Source organism: Paenibacillus sp. P22 (genome assembly GCF_000469945.2).
GTDB lineage: Bacteria > Bacillota > Bacilli > Paenibacillales > Paenibacillaceae > Paenibacillus_O > Paenibacillus_O humicus.
The window spans coordinates 1-17,289 of record NZ_CBRA020000054.1 but is presented as its reverse complement, the minus strand read 5'-3'; the positions used below and the strand labels follow the sequence as shown (position 1 = coordinate 17,289).

Here is a 17,289-nt window from a genome sequence, read left to right as displayed (position 1 = left end):
GCCGATCGTGCGGCCGCCCGGCGAAGCCAGCTCCTTCACGCCATCCGGGATTTCCTTGAGGAAGCGTGAAGGAGGATTGCTGCTCGTGCGCCCGAACAGGGTGCGCATCCGGGCGCAGGTCATGTACAGCTGCTGCTCGGCGCGCGTGATGCCGACATAGGCGAGGCGCCGCTCCTCCTCGAGCTCCTCGTTGTCGGTGAAGGCCCGGCTGTGCGGGAAGACGCCTTCCTCGCAGCCGATGATGAACACAACCGGGAACTCAAGGCCTTTGGCGCTGTGCATCGTCATCAGGATGACCGCGTCGTCCGGCGTCTCGTCCTTGTCCATGGAATCGATGTCGGCGATGAGCGCGAGATCGGTCAGGAACGAGACGAGCGACTTGTCGTCGTTGCGCTTCTCGAATTCCATCGTCACGGACAGGAACTCCTCGATGTTCTCGACGCGGGCTTTGGACTCCAGCGTGTTCTCGCGCTGCAGCTCCAGCCGGTATTCCGACAGCTCCAGCACCTTCTCGGTCAGCTCGGTCACGGACAGGTAGTCGCGCATGCCGGTCAGATTGTCGATCATCGTGCGGAAGTCCTGCAGCAGCGTGCGCGTGCGTCCGTTGACCTCGACGCCGGACAGGTCGCCGAGCACCTGGAAGATCGAGGAGCCGCGGCGCGCCGCCTCCTCGGCCAGCTTGGCGATCGTCGTGTCGCCGATGCCCCGCTTCGGAACGTTGATGATGCGGGTCAGGCTGATGTCGTCGTCCGGATTGGACACAAGGCGCAGATACCCGAGCACGTCCTTGATCTCCTTGCGGTCGTAGAACTTGATGCCCCCGACGATCTGGTACGGAATATCCGACTTGATCAGAATTTCCTCGATGACCCGGGACTGGGCATTCGTCCGGTACAGGATGGCATGGTCCGCATAATTGCGGCCGCCATTGCGCCCCGTGCGGATCTCGCCCGTAATATAGTAGCCTTCGTCATGCTCCGAATCGGCCTGGTACATCTTGATGGCTTCGCCGGCGCCCCGCTCGGTCCACAAGCGCTTGTCCTTGCGGCCGGTGTTCTGGCCGATGACCGCATTGGCCGCGTTCAGGATATTGGAGCTCGAACGGTAGTTCTGCTCCAGCAGGATCGTCCGCGCCTCCGGGTAGTCTTCCTCGAAGTTCAAGATGTTCGTGATGTCCGCTCCCCGCCACCGGTAGATCGACTGGTCGCTGTCGCCGACGACGCAGATGTTGTGGTGCTTGTCCGCCAGCATGCGGCAGAGCATATACTGGGCGCGGTTCGTATCCTGATACTCGTCGACATGGATGTAGCGGAACTTGTTCTGGTAGAAATCCAGCACCTCCGGCACATCCGTGAACAGCTGGATCGTCGACATGATGAGATCGTCGAAGTCGAGCGAGTTGTTGCTGCGCAGCCGCTTCTGGTACATCTTGTACACATCCGAGGCGACCTTCTGGAAGTAGTCGCTGCCGGCCTTCGTCTCGAAACGGACCGGATCGATCAGCTCGTTCTTCGCGCTGCTGATGACGGCCTGCACCGCCTTCGGCTCGAACTTCTTGGTGTCGATGTTGAGATCCTTCATGCAGCCGCGGATGACCGACAGCTGGTCGCCGGAGTCCAGGATCGAGAAGTTCGACGTGAAGCCGATCCGATCGATGTCCTTGCGCAGGATGCGCACGCACATGGAGTGGAAGGTCGATACCCATATATCGCTGCCGCCGGCTCCGACGAGCTTGGACACGCGGTCCCTCATCTCGCGGGCAGCCTTGTTTGTGAAGGTGATGGCCAGAATGCTCCAAGGAGCCACGCGCCGCTTCTCGATCAGCCAAGCGATCCGATGCGTGAGCACCCTCGTCTTGCCCGAGCCGGCGCCGGCCATGATCAGCAGCGGCCCGTCGGTCGCCTGAACGGCCTCGCGCTGGGGAGGATTCAGCTTCCCGACCGCGGCTTCGATTCCGATGTCGTTCATCATATATGCATTCGTTCTCCTTTGCTCGGCGCCAGCCTCCGAACGAATACCGCGCCTTCGCGGATCCGCCTGCTGTTCGCCTTTGTTCGCCTGTCTCCAGTCTAGGGCAACCGGGCCGGAAGTGTCAATGAAGGAACCGGGCCGGACAGAAGGTAATTTTCCTCATCTCCGCCTGCTTGCCGGCGCAAGCTTGCAGAGGCGCCTGTATGCGGCTATCGCCGTCTCCCCCGCGAGTCGCAGTCACGTACATCCGCCGCTGCAGCATAAGGCGGTGCAGCTACGGCGGTGGCTGCAGGCATAAGGCGGTGCAGCTGCAGCGGTGGCTGCAGGCGGAAATGCTGAACAGCAGCATCGGCAGCCGAAAGGGAACGGCTTCGTCGCCGCTGCGTTCACGCCATACGCTATAGAGGAGAAATTTTCCTACGGCGCCAGTTTAGTCTCCTTGACCGCCCGCACCGTAGCGAGCCCGTTGTCGAAATGATCGTACAGCGCATTGCCGACTACGACAGTCGGAGCCGTCCGCGCCGCCAGAGCCGCTCGCTCCGGACCGTCGATGCCCCCGCCATAAAACAGCCTGGCTTGCCGCAGCGACCGCCTCACCCTGCGCACCAGCTCCATGTCGCCGAATCGGCCGCTGTATTCCAAATAGACGATCGGCAGCCGCATCAGCCTGTCGGCCAGCTGGGCGTAGGCGACGGCTCCGTTCTCGTCCAGATCCGTCCTTGCCCCCGTCACACGGGCCGCCTCGGCAGCCTCGTTCAGAATGATATACCCTTCGCCAAGCGTCCTCTCCCAAGGAATGAGCGGCCCCCACTCCTCCAGAGCCTTGGCCTGGCGTCCGGTAATCCAATCCCCGTCAGGGGTATTCAGAGCGATCGGAATCAAGTAGAAGTCGAAGCCGGGCACCGCGAGCTCGAGGCTCGACACTTCAAGAACGGCGGGAATTCCCGAGCCCTCCATGGAATGCAGGAGAGACTCCGTGTTCTCGTAGGTGAGGCCGCTGGAGCCGCCGACCAGTATCGCATCCGTGCCGGAGGACAGGACCCGGTCCATCTCCTTGCCGGCGAGCTTCTTGTCGGGATCCAGCTTGAATACATGCCTCCATTGGTCAAATGCTTCCGCCATGATTTCCGTCTCCCATTCGTCTTGTCGCTTCCAAGCCTGTTGTTCCAGTCTAGTGAAGGGCCGGCTTCGTTGTCAATTCGGGCTGGATGCCGGCGCAGCGCGGCCTCCCCGCTTCGTTGGATCCGCCCGAAAAACCTGCCGGCGCGGGCTCCCTCAAGCCGGGCTTGGAGCGCTGTTTCAAAAGAAGCGGCCCTGTTTCCGCTGCCGCACCCCGCTTTGCTCCTCGATCGCTCAGAGGATCTCCTTCCCGGGCAGCTTCGCAACCGCATGGGGCGGCCTCTCTTGTTTCAAGGCGGGAAGCATGTTGGTAATGGAACCTACAAAGAGGACAAGGCAATTCCACTTCCGAAGGAGGAAACGATCATGAGCAAAGCAGACGTTGACCATATGGAAACGGAAACCGGAGCGATCAAGGACGAGCAGCGCGCGAGACAAGAGCTCGAGCGGACGGAGGCGCATCCGAACGGCGGGCATCCAAGCGGCCACGAGCCTCAAGGAATCGTGGAGGCAGACAGCGCGGTCCATCCTCCTGCGGTCAAAGGAACGGACGGGCCGGTCCAGCAGGACGAGCCGCAGGATGACGAGGAAGGCGACAGACGACGCGTGTCGAGCGGTTTGGACCGTTCGTCCGCCAGCGACCCTCGCCTGCCTTACTTCATTTCCATCACTTCAAAGACGATCGAGCATGAGCGCTCCGGCACGGATCAGCTTGAGATCAGCGCGACCCAGGAGGAGCTGGAGCAGCTCAAGATCCTGCTGGACGAAATGGAGTCGACCGACGATGTCAGCTCCCTCGTGGCGGCCATTCCGTACAAGTCCAACGACAGGAGCCCGACCCAGAAGCGCTATCAAAGCCATGTGAACGATTTGTACATGACGATTCACGAGCTGGGGACGGCCGAGACGCGGGCTTTCATTGAAGGCACGAACCTGTTCCGCGAGCTGAACAATACGGACTTCGATCTGCCCGGCTACGATAAGAAGCCCAAGATCTGAGAGTCCTGAACCAAAAAAGGCTGCATGCCGTCCCTTTCGGGGCGTGCACGCAGCCTTTTGCTTTCTTTTTATTAGCGATACCATCAGCGCCGATCCCGCTTCAAGCAAATCCGGCAGCTCCGGCCCCGCTTCATGCCGGGAGCGGAACGCTGGACCAGACGGTTAGGAGCCGTAAACGGCGCCGACCTTTCCATTCGTAAAGGTCACATAATTGCTGTAGCCGTAACTCCAGGTTTCAACCGTAATGCCCCTGCTGCTGAGAACGCTTTTGGAGCTTGGCCGGCCCCAGCTGAGAAGCACCTGCTCCTTGTTCATTCCGACAGCCACCTTTTCCTGCTTGACCAAGGACCATGTCGATTGGGACCACTTGTAGGTCTTGTATGGATCCGCGGTCAGGAAGTTCTCGCTGTTGCCGAGAAGCTCGCTTACCATCGAGGCATCGTAGGCCGTATGCGATACCAGCTTGCCCGAAGCCAGCCTGAAGTACAGCGTGAAGGAACCGCCCTGCTCCGGATAGATGTCTTCAATCGTAACTTTCTGGAATCGGTAATCGCTGTCGAAATGGTTGATCCAGTAGCTCTTGCCGATCAGACGAGTCAAGCCTCCAAGCTTTTCCTGCCGGATGATTTGGTCCGTCCGCGGAGTCGTAATCTGCGTTACGGCTTTGCCCATCGTCACGGTCATGTATTGATAGGAGGAGTTCCAGTCCAAGGAAGCGCCAAGAGCAGACTTGAGCAGAGCCGCCGGGAATACCGCCGTTCCGCCGACCGTCTGGACTTTGCCCGGCATAGCCAGCGGCTTGCCGTCTACAACCGCGGAAGCGCTGCCCTGCTTCAGCTGGATGACCCGGCTGCCTTGCTTGACGGTGAAGGTTTTGGAGCCCGGATCCCAGGCAACCGAATAACCGAGTTCCTTGAATGTGCCCTTGAGCGGCAAATACATCGTTCCGTCCAGATAAGCGCCGCCCTCCAGCGCTTGGTTCGAGCTGATGGTCACATGGACCGTTCGGCTTTGTCCCCCGGAAACGACGGTCACGTCCGTCTCGCCAACAGCAAGCGCTTTGAGCTGTCCGTCCGGAAGCTTTTGCAGCAGACTCGGCTTCTCGATCGTAACGTTGGCTTCAGCCAGCGGAACGGTGCGGGCCGCCATTCCTTCCCACTTCTCCTCGATGGAGACATGCACTTTATCGCCTACCGCAAGGTCGGTCGCTTCGAGCTCCATTTTGAGCTCTTCGACGGCCGGCAGCTCCATCTCGAACCGTTTGCCGCTGCCGGTCTCATACGCCTCAAGCTTGCCGTCCTGCATGCGGAGAACGAGATACGAATCGCTGAAGTAGACAATTTCGGATGCGCCTGTCAAACCGGGATAAGCTTCCGTCAACTTGAACTTGTTGCTGATGTCGTTATGCCAGACGGTTCCGTCCTTGCGGACAACCGCCAGCATTCCGGATCGGCTGTAATCGGCGCTGACGGCATCCTCCACGATCGGTCTCGGCACGTACTTCGTCAAGTCGGCACGGTCGAAGCCAAGGTAATCGTAGGCTTCAAGCTTTCCCGTGCGATAGAGGACAACAAAGACGGAATCCTGGCCGTCTTTGCCGGATGTGGCGCGAAGGGAAACGACGGATTCGGCATTGACGGCAGCGACCAGCTTGCCGCTGCCGAATTTGCCGTCGGCATAGATCTGCCCGGATGGATTCATGGATGCGGTAAGGTTTCCTCCGCAATCGGCCAAGGACGCTTGAGGCGCCGTCCCTCCGACTTGGCCGCCGCCTAGCTCCCACACCGTTCCGTCCTGCTTAAGGAGGCAGCTGCCGGCCAACGCTTTGACGCCTTGAGCCAGCGAGACGGCTTTTCCTCCGTCCAAGCCGACGAGGCCGCCGCCGGGAGTCAATCCATACCCGTTTTCGATGCTGCTCAGCTTGACGTCGGCGATCTCATAGCCCTTTTTTCCTTGGATCCAGACCGTGCCGTCCTCCAGCAAGTAATTTGTTCCGTCAAAATCAACGACGCGGCTGCTTCCGCCGGCCCACACGCCTGCAGGCGCCGAACAAGCCATGACAACAGCCAGAATAGTAGAAGCTATCCACCTTTTGTGCTTCACGATCAAATCTTCCCTTCTCCCTATTAAATATAGGAAGATAGTACCATGAGAAGGAAAATAAAACCTTATTCCATTCCACAAATGGTTCTTAGGGATTATTTTTTATCTTATTATCAATACAACTTAGGTTATTTCCTCGATTATTTAAACACCGAGTAAAGCTCCTCCAGTGCCGCGTCCGCATCGACTTCGAGAGCGAACGATACCGGATTCCCCACGCTCGGGAAGACGCGGCGGTCGGTGACGACCATGCCGTCGGTCAGCCGGTCGCCGCAGGCGATGGACGCATGGAGCGTCGTGCAGGTGACCATTTCGGGGAATACGGCCGCGATGACGGCCAGCGGATCATGAAGCGGGCAGGCGTTGTCCAGCTTGTTCACCTGCTGGTAGAAGTCGAAGTAGATCGCGAACGAATCCTTCAGGAAATCGACCAGCGGAGCGTTTTCAGGAAGGCAGGTTTTGCCCAGCTCGTCCAAGGCATCGCGGGTAAGCAGCGTCTGCAGCGTCACGTCGAGCCCGATGACCGTCAGCGGCAGCCCGGCTTCCATGAGCACCGCCGCCGATTCCGGGTCTCCCCAGAAGTTGGCCTCGGCGACCGGCGTCACGTTGCCCGGCACGAGCACATTGCCGCCCATGACGACGACGCTGCGGAACTTGGAGGCGATCGACGGATCGCGGCGCAGCGCAAGCGCCAGGTTCGTCATCCGCCCCATCAGGACGAGGGTCACCTCGCCGGGACGCTCGTTCGCGATGCGGACGAGATAATCCGCAGCGGCTTCGCCGAGCGGCAGCTGGTCAGAAGGGGGCAGCACCGCGCCGCCGATTCCGTTCTCTCCATGCACATGGGAGGTCGAGCCCTGGAACTCGCGCTCCAGCGGCTTCGAGGCTCCCTTGACGACCTGCACGCGGTCGCGCGCGCCGGCGAGCTGGATCAGGCGCAGCGTATTGTCCGTCGCCTGATCGACGTCGATATTGCCGAACACCGTGCATACAGCCTCCAGCCGGATAGCCGGCGACTTCACGGCGTACAGGATCGCCAACGCATCGTCGATCCCCGTATCGGCGTCAATAATCATGGAAACAGGCTCGCGCCCTTCAAACTTGCTGACATTCATCCGTCATAACCCTCTCTGTATGCAAAATGAATCCCCAACGCCTCTCGGAAACCGGGAAGCGTTGGGGCGAAAAGCCTTGATATTTCATGGAACTTCATGCTGGCTGACCGCCGTCAAATACGAACTCATCGCGCGCTGGGCGCTTCACCAGCTGGCTCCGAGCGCCGAGCCCTTACTTCACCAGCTGGCCGCGAGTGACGCCGAGCTGGTTGGTCGCCTTCAGGCTGCGCCATACCTGGGTGCCGCTGATGCGGCCGTTGATGGCGTCGCGGTACAGAGCGAGCACCTCGCCCACCTTCTCGGCCGGCTCCTCGAGGAACTCGACCCGGTAGGAGCGCACGCCAAGCTCCAGGAAGTTGCGCAGGTATTCCGCGCCCGACTGCTCGATCGCATTGTAGACCGTGTTGCGGCAGCCCTCGTCCACGCGGACGGGGTGGGACATGCCGATGCGGTCCTGCAGGGAAATATTGTGCTCCTCGCAAGGACGGCCGCAGTTCGTGAAGTCGGTGCCTTCGCTGAGGAACGTGCAGTACACGCAGTGCTCGGTATGGAACATCGGCAGATGCTGGTGGATGACCACCTCAAGCGCCGAAGTGTCGCGGGTGTTGCCGAGCAGGTCGACCATCTGCTGGATATTGAGGTCGTAGGATGGCGTCAGCACGTCGCAGCCCGCTTCGCGGAACAGCTCCACCGCCTTATGGTTGGCGATGTTGAGCGAGAAGTCCCCGATCAGCTTGGGGAAAGGCTCGCCCGGCCGCTCCATGCGGGCCCGCAGGTAATAATACAGCGCGCCGGTGTTGCGCACAAGAACCGCATCCGGCTTCAGGCGCAGAATATTGGCGTGGTAGCCGTTCTCGTTGGGCATATGGATGCGCGGCGTCGCAAGCGCGATCGGCTTGCCTGCCGCGCGCGCGGTTTCGATGGCGGCCGGGAACTGCTTGATGAACTCGAAGTCGGCGTAGATCATCTCCACGTCCGTAGCGCAGGCAGCCTTCACCTGATCCAGCGTGCGGCACAGAGCAGTCAGGCGCGCAGCGCCGGGACCTGCCGCGACGGCGGCGTCCTTGTCGCGCTGCTCCTGGGTGCGGGCGTCCGCAAAGATATCCGCCTCCCGCTTGACGTAAACGGGCGGCTTCGGCCGCTCGCCCGCGAGCTGCTCCACCGCTTCGCGCCGCATCCGGTTCAGCTCGCGCACCGGAATGATCAGCTCGCCGTCCAGCTTCACTTCCAGCTCCTCGAGCTGGTACAGCGTGCCTCCGAGCCGGCCGAACTGGTCTTCAAGCAGCGCCTGGTCCATCGGCCGCTTGAGAGCTTTCTCCAGCGGCATCTCGCTGACCGCCTCGACGGTCGTCCCTTTCTGGACGTCGGTCCACCAGGTGCGCAGCGGCTGCCCTTCGGCGCCCTCCACCCTCAGCGCGAGCGGGAACACGCGATACGGCTTTTCCGTTTCGTACGTCGCTCGCAGGCGGCGGTCCAGAGCCGGATCGTTCGTTTTCCAGACGCGGTCGCCGACCTTCACCCGCTGCAGATTGACGTCGCTGCGGCCCGGCACGATATCGAGCACGGTGCCTTCCATCGCCTCGCCCTCGATCTTCACGCCTTGGCGGCGGATATCGTAGACGCGTCCGCCCTCTTCCTTCTGAGTCGGATCTCCGGCGTCGAACACGATGCCGTCGCCCCGCTTGAGCGGCGCTTCCAGCCGGCAGACGACGCCGTCGCGCAGGATGCGCTCGACGCGGCCGAGGTAGACGCCCCGGCTTTTCGGGAACGTGCCCTCGACCAGCTGCTTGTTGTTCGTTCCCTTGAGGAAGCCGTGCGTGAAGCCGCGCGAGAAGCTCTGCTGCAGCTCGCGCACTTCCTCCTTGGACGGGCCGGAACGGTCGCCGTCAAAGTAAGCGTCGATGGCGCTGCGGTACTTGGACACGACGTTGGCCACGTACTCGGGGCTTTTCAGACGTCCTTCGATTTTAAAGGAAGTGACGCCCGCTTCGATCAGCTCCGGCACGATGTCGATCGCGGCCAAATCCTTGGGGGACAGCAGATAGGCGATATCGCCCATCGGCTTCTGCTCGCCGTCGACCATCAGATCGTAGGGAAGGCGGCACGCTTGCGCGCATTCACCGCGGTTGGCGGAGCGGCCTCCCCACATTTCCGAGGTGAGGCATTGGCCGGAATAGCTGACGCACAGCGCGCCATGAACGAATACCTCCATCGGCAGCTTGGCCTTCTCGCCGATCGTCTTGATCTGCTTGAGGTTGTTCTCCCGTCCGAGCACGACGCGCTCGATGTCGAACGGCTTGGTGAACTCCACCGCCTCCGGAGAGGTGATCGTCATCTGGGTAGAGCCGTGGATCGGGAAATCCGGCGAGATTTCGCGAATCATTTTCACCAGTCCCAGATCCTGCACGATGACCGCGTCCACGCCCGCGTCCACGCAAGCTTCGATCAGCGTTTTCGCGTCTCGCAGCTCATCCTCGAAGACGAGAATGTTGAACGTCAAAAATCCCTTTACCCCGTAGCTGTGCAGAAACGCCATGATCTCCGCCAGCTCGTCCATCCGGAAGTTGTTGGCGCGCGCCCGCGCGTTGAACTTCTCGACGCCGAAGAAAACGGCGTCCGCTCCGTTCGCGACCGCCGCCCTCATGCACTCCCAATCGCCGGCCGGGGCCAGCAGCTCGATGTCTTGCCTTTGTATGGTTAAGGTCATTGCCTCGATATGCCTCCGTATCTATCTTCTCAACTAGTGTGGCCGTCTGACACGGCCGCTATACTGCTAGTGTAGCAGAGTAAGGCCGGTTGCACCAAGCATTCCGGGGAAAAAGCAGGCTGGCAACTTCAGGCCGCAGCCCCAGCGGCGGAGGAATTCTTGCCTTGACCGGCAGAGCCGGCACTGCGAAAAAGGAGAAGGCGGTCCGCCTCCCGCTCGGGAGGAAGACCGCCTTGACGGACGGCGTTTCCATTCAATGACGTCGGCGAAGCCTGCTCGACCTCGCGGGGAAGCCGGCATCAGGTCCGGATTTCGGTCCCGCCGTTTATATACGGTCTCAGGTCCGGATTTCGCTCCGGCCGTTCATATAAGGTCTCAAGGCGTCCGGAATCCGAATGCTGCCGTCTTCCCTCTGATGGATCTCCAGCAGCGGAATAAGAATTCGCGGCGAAGCTGCCGCCGTATTGTTGAGCGTGAAGCAATGCCTCAGCATGCCCTCGTCGTCCCGGTAGCGGATGCCGGCACGCCGGGCTTGGAAATCAAGCAGGTTCGACGACGAATGCGTCTCCCCATATGCGTCCCGGCTCGGCATCCAGGCTTCCAGGTCGAACTGCTTGTGCGTCTTCTGCGACATATCCCCGCCGCAGACGGCCATGACGCGGTACGGCAGCTCCAGCAGCTCCAGCACCTTGCGGGCATGACCGGTAATTTCCCGATGGAGCCGTTCCGCCTCCTCCCGGTCGGCCCGGCAGATGACGACCTGCTCGACCTTGGCGAACTGATGCACCCGGTAGAGGCCATGCGTGTCGCGGCCGGCCGAGCCGGCTTCGCTGCGGAAGCAGGCCGACACCGCCGCCAGCCTCAGCGGCTCCGAGACGTCGATGATCTCGCCGCTGTAGTAGTTCACGAGCGGCACCTCCGCCGTGCCGGCCAGCCGCTCGTCCCTCCCTTCCAGGCGATAGGTCTGATCCTCGCCCGACGGGAAAAATCCGGTGCTCGTGAACGCTTCCGTACGCACCATGACCGGCACTTCGAGCAGCGTGAAGCCCTCGCGCAGCAGGACGTCCAGCGCCAGCTGCTGGACCGCCCTGTGGAGCAGCGCGCCGTCTCCCTTCAAATAATAGCTGCGGGTGCCGCCCGTCTTGACGCCCCTGGCAAAATCGACCATCCCGTGCAGCTCGCCGAGCTCGACATGGCTCAGCGGCGCGAAGCCGAATTCCGGCGGCTGTCCCCATGCATCCACCTGCACGTTGTCAAGATCCGACTTGCCCGCAGGAGTGTCATCCGATACGGGATTGGGCACTTCCAGCATCAGTCTGCGATATTCACTCTCGGCATCGGCGAGGGCCGGCTCGACTTCAAGCAGCCTTTCATTCGCCTCGCGCGCCTGCTGCTTCGACTTCTCGGCTGCCGCGGGCAGCTTCGCCCGCATATGGGCGGCGACCTGCGCCGATGCCAGGTTCCGCGCCTGCCGCAGCTCATCGGCCTGCCCCTGCAGCTTCCGCCGCAGCGCATCCGCAGCGAGCAGCTCCTCCACATTGAACGCCGAGCCTTTCGCCGCCGCCGCTTTCTTCACTTCTTCCGGATTTTCCCGGATCCATCCCATTTCCAACATGCCGCACCGCTCCTTTGTCTGTGAAAAAAACACAAAAAGCGCCCTGTCCTGTTGGGACGAGGAGCGCTTGACTCGCGGTGCCACCCAATTTGGCCGGCTGAAAGATCCGACCCTCTTTGGTTCCGCGGTAACGGGCGGTCCGGGAAACTTAGGGGAACGGAATTCCCTTGGCGAAAACGCCTCCGAGTTGGATTCTCATCATCGGCATGGTGACGGTATGCATTTGAATCAGTATAGCGGAAACGCCGTTCTTGCACAACTGGATTCCATTTTCCTTAACGGCATGAACGGAACAGGCTTATCGTTAACGCCGTATGTCATTAAACCTTTAAAGTTGCTATACTGATTTTGTTTTATATAGATGGGCAGCATTTGCCCCTGGAGATTAAATACGTGTAGAATCGGAGCCGACTCGATGACGGAAGATTTCATTTATATCCTGTTGGGCGTGTTCGATGCCTTGGCCATCTGGGCTTGCGCACTGACCCCTTTCAAGCTTCCCATTTACGCCTATAGATGGCGGCTTCTCGGCAGCAGCGTCTTCATCGCCCTGCTCTCTTATGTCAACCGCATGGTATTGCCTTTGTCCGTGCTGGATACGCCTATCCAATTTGTGATTCTCCTGCTTTTATGCCGCTATATGCTGAAAATCCGGTTCTTCTGGTCGACTCTCGCACTCGTGACGGGGTACATGCTGTATATGCCGCTTCAATTCGGCCTCTACTTCCTGCTGACCGCTTCGGGACTCGTGCCCGAAGAAGTGATGGCCCAGAGTACCGGCTACGTCTTCCTGCTTCAAATCGCATCCATCCTGACGGCCTATGTAATCGCCCTCATCCTGAAAGCGTCCGGGAAAGGCTTTTCCTTCATCCAGCAGCCTCCCCATGATTTCTCCGTGAAGGAGAACTACTTCACCTCCGCGAACGAGAAGCTGCTGATCGGCATTGCCGTCGGCCTGGTCTGCATATCCTTTTCCGTGATGCTGATTCACCATTCCTACCAGCTCGTTATTTTTCCGGGGGTTCTTCTCGCTTCATTTACCGTCTACTCCGTCGCCTGGAGGCGGAATCGTCTGATTTCGGATGCGCAGGAAACCGATTTCCATAGGAGCAAGGGGAGGATGGACTAAAGCAGTCCTGCCCTCCGCTTGCCGCTATTCCCGGTCATGAAATGAAGGCGGAAGCGCTTCAACGGATTGTCCAGTTATTATGCGTTTTTGTCATCATCTCGCTTTGCAGGCTGTATGCGGGTGGGGGGCATGCTATAATGAAAGCGTTTATGGATCATTCTAATCCACGGGAGGTTATTCACCATGAAGCTTGGTGTATTCTCTGTTCTGTTTGCGCAAAAAACGTTCGAGGAATCGCTTGACTACATCGCGTCCAAAGGGCTCGACGCTCTTGAAATCGGAACCGGCAACTATCCGGGCAGCCCCCATCTTGACCTGGACGAGCTGCTTGCCGACGACGGCAAGCGCCGCGCGTTCAAGCAGGCGGTCGAATCCCGCGGCCTCATCATCAGCGCCCTGAGCTGCCACGGCAATCCGCTGCATCCGCAGAAAGCGATCTCGACCGAGCATGACGGAATCATCCGCAAGACGATCGAGCTGGCCAACCGTCTGGAGGTTCCGGTCGTCAACACGTTCTCCGGCCTGCCTGGAGACCATGAGGACGCCAAGTATCCGAACTGGCCGGTAGCGCCATGGCCGAACGACTTCCAGGAAGTGCTGAAGTGGCAGTGGGAACAGAAGGTCATTCCTTACTGGACCGACATCAACAACATCTCCGAAGCGGCTGGCGTGAAGATCGGCCTCGAGCTGCACGGCGGCTTCTCCGTCCATACGCCGGCCACGATGCTCCGCTTGCGCGAAGCGACGGGCAAAGCGATCGGAGCCAACCTTGACCCGAGCCATATGTGGTGGCAGGGCATCGATCCGGTCCAGGCGATCCATATCCTCGGCCGCGAAGGCGCGATCCACCATTTCCATGCCAAGGATACGACGATCGATCCGATCAACGTCAACAAGCACGGCGTAACGGACATGCAGTCCTACACGCTCATGCTCGACCGCGCTTGGCAGTTCCGTTCCGTCGGCTTCGGCCATGACCTCAAGGTATGGGCCGACATCATCAGCGCGCTGCGCCTCGTCGGCTACGACTATGTCGTCAGCATCGAGCATGAAGACGGCCTCATGAGCGTCGAGGAAGGCTTCAGCAAAGCGGTCGCCAACCTGCAGCAGGTGCTCATCCGCGAGCCGCTCGGCGAAATGTGGTGGGTGTGACCCGCGCGTAAGCGCAGGAACTAAAAAGGCTTCCCGGCAGCAGACGCTGCATCGGGAAGCCTTTTTAGTTCGAAGCGCGGTATGTAGGGCAGCGGTTTACGCCAGCCATACTTTGAAGATCATGATATAGTCGATGACGAGGAACACGAGCAGGCATGCGGCGCCCCAGCCGATGGCGAAGATGTTCTTCTTGCGCTGGCCGACAAGGCGTACAAGCCCGATAGCGATGACGATCGTGAACAAAAGCATAAAGATGTCGAACGTATTGAAGTTGCTCGTCGCGGCCTTGGCCGCTTCTGCTGCAAGATACATGGGGTGCTACCTCCCGGGTTAGATTGCTGTGAGACCGCTTCCGACGGCGTCGATGCCGAAATGCCTGGACCGGATTCGGGCGGCTTATGGACGTATATAAGCTATGGTATCTTTTAGGCGTGCCGGATGCAAGATGTTTTCGCTCCGTAACACGTTTGCCACAATTTTGTCACCTTCTAATTTGCCGCGCCTCCGGTCCGGTTATTCTTTCCCATTATAAAAATTCCGGATAGCCTGCATCAACATTCCTTATAGGCCGCGGCTTCCCCGGTTATTGCCCCTGCGATCCCGCTATGGTACGATCGGATTAGCGTAATCATACCTTTTTTATCGGATATTAAAATACCGGAACCAACTATAGGAGGTTCATTTCCATGGCTTACGAAATGCCCTGGACGGCCGACACGTCCAAGCTGAATAAAATGGAACTTTGGAAAATCGAGAAGGACGGACTGGATGTCATCCGCACGATTATCGAGAAGTATGCCCTGGAAGGTTATGACTCTATTCCCGAGGACGACATGAACCGCTTCAAATGGGCAGGCGTCTACGAGCAGAAGCCGCGCGACGGCTACTTCATGATGCGGATCCGCATCAATTCCGGCGTCATGACGACCGCTCAGGCCAGAGCCCTCGCCTCGATCGGCCGCGACTACGGCCGGGACCTGATCGACGTCACGACCCGCCAGGCGATTCAGTACCACTGGCTCCGCATCGAGAACATGCCGGATATCTTCAAGCGGCTCGAGGAAGTCGGCCTGTACAGCTACGAATCCTGCGGCGACTGCCCGCGCACGATCGTCGGCAACCCTCTTCAGGGCATCGACAAGGATGAACTGATGGATACGACTGCGCTCGTCGAGGAAATCAACGACTTCTTCCTCATGAACCGCGACTTCTCCAACCTGCCGCGCAAATACAAAATGTCCGTCTCCGCGAATATCTACAACAACGCACATGCGGAAATCAACGACCTGGCCTTCACGCCGGCCGTCAAAGTCATCGACGGCGAAGAAGTCATCGGCTTCCACGCCTGGGTCGGAGGCGGACTCTCGGCCAAGCCCTATCTGGCCAAGGAGCTCGACATGTTCGTCCGTCCAGAGGAAGCTCTCAAGGTTGCGGTCGGCGTCACCACCCTGTTCCGCGACCACGGCTACCGCGAGAAGCGCCATCATGCCCGCCTGAAGTTCCTCGTCGCCGATTGGGGCCCGGAGAAATTCCAGGAGGAGCTGCTCAAGCTGATCGGCGACATGCCTTCGCGCGGCGAGAGCAAGACGGCCGGCTGGCAGGCGGCCTACTTCGACGGCGTGCACAAGCAGAAGGACGGCCGCAACTACATCGGCCTCAATGTGCCGGTAGGACGCACCAATTCCGATGAGCTCGAGCAGCTGTGCGACATCGCCGACAAGTACGGCGAAGGCAAGATCCGCACGACGATGTCCCAGAACATCATCATTACGGGCGTCGCCGACGAGAACGTGGAAGCGGCCCTGGCCGCGCCGGTGCTGGAACGCCTCACGCCGAATCCGAAGCCGTTCATGAGCCGCACCGTCAGCTGCACCGGCAACGAGTTCTGCAATCTCGCCATCGTCGAGACCAAGGAATTCGCCCGCGTCGTCGCCGAATACCTCGACGAGAACGTCGAGCTGGACGAGAAGATCCGCATTCACTTCATCGGCTGCCCGAACGGCTGCGGCCAGAAGCATATTGCAGACATCGGCCTCCAGGGCTCCCTGGTGAAAACCCCGGACGGCATGGTCGACGCCTTCGACATCGCCGTCGGCGGCATCCTCGGCCCCGGCGCAACCTTCAACAAGCCGCTCAAGGGCCGTGTGAAGGCAGGCGACGTTCCGTCCGTCCTGGCTCAGCTGATCGGCTATTACAAGGACGACCGCCAAGCCGGCGAGTCCTTCCACCAGTTCGTCAACCGCGTCGGCGTTCCTGCCTTCCAGGAGAAGCTGACCGGCATTCTGACCGCCTCGGCGAGCTGAGCAGGATGAAATTCAAAACCGCCCCTTTGAGGGGCGGTTTTTTTTTTGCATGGTTTATTGCGTATGACCGGATGGAGCAGAGCTTGGCAGGGGCAGATTTGTCGTATAGGTAGATGTGCGCTTGGATATTTTGCCGACGAAAGAGCTGGCCGGATGAGCCCCTGTCTATAAGGTACCCCTCTCCATTACCATATTTTTCCAAGCCATATCGGACATACGTTCCGTTATTTATAGAATTCCAGGTCATTTCCGGATTTATCGGACATACGTTCCGCTATTTATAGAATTCCAGGTCATTTCCGGATTTATCGGACATACGTTCCGTTATTTATAGAATTCCAGGTCATTTCCGAATTTATCGGACATACGTTCCGTTATTCTCGAATTCGTATCCGTATATCAATACGTTTTAAAGAAATAACGGATCCTATGTCCGATAAGACGTACAAAACGCTGATTTACGCCTAATAACGGATCCTATGTCCGATAGACGAACAAAACGCTGATTTACGCCTAATAACGGATCCTATGTCCGACAGACGAACAAAACGCCGATTGACGCCAAATTACGGATCTTATGTCCCATACGAGGAACAAAACGCTGATTCACGCCCAATTCCGGATTCTCTCTCCAATACGCTAGCAATACGCCGATTGATGCTTAATCACGGATTCTATGTCCGATACGATAAACAAAACGCTGATTCACGCTTAAAGCCTCAAATCGGCAGCTCTTCCCATTCCAGAGCACGGCTTCATTGTCTTTAATCCCGAAGAGCAAAAAAACAGCCCTCGAGCGGATATGCCGCACGAAGGCTGCTGGTTGCAAGCTGCCGGACGAATTCCATGGAGAGCAACGACACGATAACGCGTTTGCCGGAAAGTCAGCTCATACTCCGTTCCCTTGAGCTCCTATTTCGAGCCCGTATCCTTCGGCTTGCGGCCTCTCTTCTTCGGCGCCTCTTCCGTGCCTCTCTTTTTCGTGGCAGCTTCCGTGCCGCGCTTCTTCGGGGCCGTGACGTATTCGCCGCGGCTCTCGGCGGCAAGCATCTGCTCGCCGGCCGCCCCGACCTCGG

General features: G+C 59.4%; 11 protein-coding genes. 4 read left to right on the top strand and 7 right to left on the bottom strand.

The annotated features are described in order from the left end of the window. The coding region (gene pcrA, locus BN871_RS09605; RefSeq protein ID WP_083436348.1) for a DNA helicase PcrA at positions 1 to 1,971 on the bottom strand (1,971 nt) is incomplete at its 3' end. A gap of 417 nt (positions 1,972 to 2,388) precedes the next feature. Beyond that, complete coding sequence (locus tag BN871_RS09600) at positions 2,389 to 3,093, bottom strand: heptaprenylglyceryl phosphate synthase (RefSeq protein WP_048745646.1); 705 nt, start codon at positions 3,091 to 3,093, stop codon at positions 2,389 to 2,391. 363 nt (positions 3,094 to 3,456) lie between these two features. Between BN871_RS09600 and BN871_RS09595 the strand changes: the two genes are divergently transcribed. Then, a complete protein-coding gene (locus BN871_RS09595; RefSeq protein WP_048745643.1) occupies positions 3,457 to 4,089 on the top strand; it encodes a hypothetical protein in 633 nt (210 codons plus the stop codon). 162 nt (positions 4,090 to 4,251) lie between these two features. On the opposite strand, the gene BN871_RS09590 is transcribed toward BN871_RS09595, so the two are convergent. The 4 genes from BN871_RS09590 to serS form a co-directional block, all read right to left on the bottom strand. Continuing rightward, the gene (locus BN871_RS09590; RefSeq protein WP_157060248.1) at positions 4,252 to 6,192 is read right to left on the bottom strand and encodes a stalk domain-containing protein; all 1,941 of its coding nucleotides are present in this window, start codon (positions 6,190 to 6,192) and stop codon (positions 4,252 to 4,254) included. Positions 6,193 to 6,332: 140 nt separating this feature from the next. Then, a complete protein-coding gene (locus BN871_RS09585; protein WP_021879746.1) occupies positions 6,333 to 7,307 on the bottom strand; it encodes a nucleoside hydrolase in 975 nt (324 codons plus the stop codon). A gap of 172 nt (positions 7,308 to 7,479) precedes the next feature. Continuing rightward, the gene (locus BN871_RS09580) at positions 7,480 to 10,014 is read right to left on the bottom strand and encodes a U32 family peptidase (RefSeq protein WP_048745636.1); all 2,535 of its coding nucleotides are present in this window, start codon (positions 10,012 to 10,014) and stop codon (positions 7,480 to 7,482) included. Between the two features lie 337 nt (positions 10,015 to 10,351). After that, complete coding sequence (gene serS, locus BN871_RS09575) at positions 10,352 to 11,629, bottom strand: serine--tRNA ligase (RefSeq protein WP_048745635.1); 1,278 nt, start codon at positions 11,627 to 11,629, stop codon at positions 10,352 to 10,354. 415 nt (positions 11,630 to 12,044) lie between these two features. On the opposite strand from serS, the gene BN871_RS09570 reads away from it, so the two are divergent. Further along, the gene (locus BN871_RS09570; protein ID WP_048745633.1) at positions 12,045 to 12,758 is read left to right on the top strand and encodes a hypothetical protein; all 714 of its coding nucleotides are present in this window, start codon (positions 12,045 to 12,047) and stop codon (positions 12,756 to 12,758) included. 183 nt (positions 12,759 to 12,941) lie between these two features. After that, positions 12,942 to 13,910, top strand: coding sequence for a sugar phosphate isomerase/epimerase (locus BN871_RS09565; protein WP_048745632.1), 969 nt, complete (start codon positions 12,942 to 12,944; stop codon positions 13,908 to 13,910). 96 nt (positions 13,911 to 14,006) lie between these two features. Here the strand turns inward: BN871_RS09565 and BN871_RS09560 are convergent, their stop codons facing one another. Next, on the bottom strand, positions 14,007 to 14,222 hold the full coding sequence (locus tag BN871_RS09560; RefSeq protein ID WP_021879740.1) for a hypothetical protein: 216 nt from the start codon (positions 14,220 to 14,222) through the stop codon (positions 14,007 to 14,009). A 374-nt stretch (positions 14,223 to 14,596) separates the two neighbouring features. Between BN871_RS09560 and BN871_RS09555 the strand changes: the two genes are divergently transcribed. Beyond that, positions 14,597 to 16,213, top strand: a complete 1,617-nt coding sequence (locus BN871_RS09555; protein WP_048745631.1) for a nitrite/sulfite reductase — start codon at positions 14,597 to 14,599, stop codon at positions 16,211 to 16,213. The last annotated feature ends 1,076 nt before the right edge of the window (positions 16,214 to 17,289 follow it).

Bases quoted from the DNA above. Each gene is read 5' to 3' on its own strand.
- BN871_RS09600 (WP_048745646.1), bottom strand. From the start codon at position 3,093: ATGGCGGAAGCATTTGACCAATGGAGGCATGTATTCAAGCTGGATCCC.
- BN871_RS09595 (WP_048745643.1), top strand. From the start codon at position 3,457: ATGAGCAAAGCAGACGTTGACCATATGGAAACGGAAACCGGAGCGATC.
- BN871_RS09585 (WP_021879746.1), bottom strand. From the start codon at position 7,307: ATGAATGTCAGCAAGTTTGAAGGGCGCGAGCCTGTTTCCATGATTATT.
- BN871_RS09580 (WP_048745636.1), bottom strand. From the start codon at position 10,014: ATGACCTTAACCATACAAAGGCAAGACATCGAGCTGCTGGCCCCGGCC.
- serS (WP_048745635.1), bottom strand. From the start codon at position 11,629: ATGTTGGAAATGGGATGGATCCGGGAAAATCCGGAAGAAGTGAAGAAA.
- BN871_RS09570 (WP_048745633.1), top strand. From the start codon at position 12,045: ATGACGGAAGATTTCATTTATATCCTGTTGGGCGTGTTCGATGCCTTG.
- BN871_RS09565 (WP_048745632.1), top strand. From the start codon at position 12,942: ATGAAGCTTGGTGTATTCTCTGTTCTGTTTGCGCAAAAAACGTTCGAG.
- BN871_RS09560 (WP_021879740.1), bottom strand. From the start codon at position 14,222: ATGTATCTTGCAGCAGAAGCGGCCAAGGCCGCGACGAGCAACTTCAAT.
- BN871_RS09555 (WP_048745631.1), top strand. From the start codon at position 14,597: ATGGCTTACGAAATGCCCTGGACGGCCGACACGTCCAAGCTGAATAAA.